The sequence below is a fragment of the Pseudomonas sp. P5_A2_2 genome (assembly GCF_054177685.1).
In genome coordinates this window covers 1-1,735 of sequence record NZ_JBGCUL010000921.1, presented here as the reverse complement: position 1 = coordinate 1,735, position 1,735 = coordinate 1, and the positions used below count along the sequence as shown (strand labels likewise).

Here is a 1,735-nt window from a genome sequence, read left to right as displayed (position 1 = left end):
CCGGTGCACTAGGCAGTGCCGGTTGAAGTTCATCGTTTTTTTGAAAAAGGCCCTGGCTGATTAGTACCAGGGCCGTAGTGCCGAAATTACAAAGTCAGGATCAATCGAGCCACTCCACCTGAAAGCTATAGCGACCTAGAAGGAGGGCCAGGGACTCTTGATGTCTCCCGGCCCGGATGCACACGACCAATCCACGTTGTTCATGCGCAATCACCTCGACCGCAATGTCCTTCAGACACATGCGATCCACATCCTGCCGGACTACCCTGGCAACTTCGCGCTGCTGCAACGCGGGCTTGAAGATCTTGCCCACCGCCGTCAACGGCAGTGCTTCGAGGATTTCGATCCGCTTTGGAATGGCCGCCCGCTCACTGATGTGGTGTTGAGCAAACTGTTCAAGTTCTTCGACATCGCAAACGTGGCCTGGCCGCAGTTGCACGTAGGCAACCGGCACTTCACCCGAATAGACGTCCGGGCTGCCGATGGCCGCGGCTAACGCCACCGCTGGATGGGCTTGCAGAGCCTCCTCGATTTGCTTGGGATCGATATTGTGGCCGCCGCGGATAATCAGCTCCTTTTTGCGCCCGGTCAGCCAGAAGTAACCGTTTTCATCCTGGCGACCCAGATCGCCCGTGTTCAGCCAGCGCTGACCATTGATGTCGATCCACAGGCCCCGGTTATGGCTTTCTTCAACGTAACCCTCGAACAGGTTCGGACCCGTGATGGTGATCAGGCCAATTTCGTCGGTGTCGGCGTCGCGCAGATACTCTCCAGCGTCATCGAGCATGACTGCACGCATGCCCTGATAGGCAATCCGTATGCCGATGGAGCCGACGAAGCGCTCGCCATGGGGCGGATTAACCGAGGAGACGCACGCGCCTTCCGTGAGTCCGTAGCCTTCGAGGATCTTCACCCCGGTCCGGCCTTCGAACTCTCGGAAAAGTTCGACCGGCATCGGCGCGGCACCACACATGGCATAACGCAGGCTGGACAGGTCACGGCCTTCCAGCTCGTTTTGCAACAGTGCGGAATAGACGGTGGGTACGCCGGAGAAGAAGTTGATGCCGAAGTGCTCGACCATCTCCCAGAAGCGTGGGATCACCCCCTCACCGCGATAACCCTGCGGCGTGCCAAGGATGACATGATCACCTTGGGTCCAGGGCATCAAGCCTGTCACCAGCTGTGCATTTACATGGAACAGCGGCAACCCACAGAAAATGACCTGGCCACTCCCATGTGGTTGCATGTGCGTAGCCATGGCCCACGCGTTGAAGACCTCTGCCCCATGCGTCCGCATCGCGATCTTGGGCAGCCCAGTGGTGCCGCCGGTGCAGAAGTAAGAGGAACGCTCCTCAGGGCGCAATTGCCGGTCGCTTTTCAGGTGCGTGCCTGGCTGAGCATCCATCAACGTCCGTAACTCGTGAATCGTGGCCCCCCTGTGCAATTCACGCTCTTTCTCTGCCAGGGATTCAAGGGATTCACGCTGAGCTGCATCAACATAGGGTCCCATGCCAACCCAAACGACGTGCTTGATCTCGGGAAGTTGATCCAGCTGCGACGCCAACTTCGGCCACAGGTCACTGCCCGGCGTCGGTGCGAGCGTTACCACCACGCTGGCCTTGGCGGCCCGCAGCAAGGCAGCCATCTGTTTGGCTTCTTGCAGTGGGTTGATCGCCATGACGACACCGGCCGCTTCGCCCCCCCAGATGGTGAAGTGGGTTTCCGGCAGGTTGGG

Annotated in this window: 1 protein-coding gene; it reads right to left on the bottom strand. The window is 59.2% G+C overall.

Annotated features, from left to right (window positions below):
- Positions 1 to 100 precede the first annotated feature (100 nt).
- Positions 101 to 1,735: acyl-CoA synthetase (locus ACXRVY_RS27345; RefSeq protein ID WP_458238763.1), on the bottom strand; the 1,635-nt coding region annotated here is incomplete at its 5' end.